Here is a 498-nt window from a genome sequence, read left to right as displayed (position 1 = left end):
ACGGGGGCAATGATTTCCGGCCGGACGATCGCGCACTAATTCATCTGGCTGAACTTTTGCCCGTCGTACCGCGGATTGCGCTGACGGCGACGGCGGACCCGACGACGCGCGAGGACATCAGCGAGCGGCTGGGGCGCGAACAGGCGCTGGTCTTCACCACCTCGTTCGACCGTCCCAATATTTCCTATTCCAGCGTGGAGCGGGACAAGGCGCGGGATCAGCTGCTGGACTTCCGGGGCACCCACAAGGGCGAGAGCGGCATCGTCTATTGCCTCAGCCGCGCCAAGGTCGAGGACATTGCCGAGTGGCGGAATGGCAAGGGAATCAAGGCCTGACCCGAGCATGCGGGCATGAGCGCACAATTGCGCAGCGCCAATCAGGACGATTTCCACAAGGGGGAAGTGTTGCGCGTGGTCGCAACACTCGCCTTTGGGATGCGGCTCGACAAACGTGTGGTCACCTATGGTGCACGCTGCGATGTGGCAGCGTCCAACGAGG

At 62.9% G+C, this 498-nt stretch carries 1 pseudogene; it reads left to right on the top strand.

Annotated features, from left to right (window positions below):
- Positions 1-498, top strand: a pseudogene (locus VE26_RS18185) (helicase-related protein); the annotation flags it as partial.

The sequence above is a fragment of the Devosia chinhatensis genome, from assembly GCF_000969445.1.
Classification (GTDB): domain Bacteria; phylum Pseudomonadota; class Alphaproteobacteria; order Rhizobiales; family Devosiaceae; genus Devosia; species Devosia chinhatensis.
This window is presented reverse-complemented; position numbering and strand designations above follow the sequence as displayed.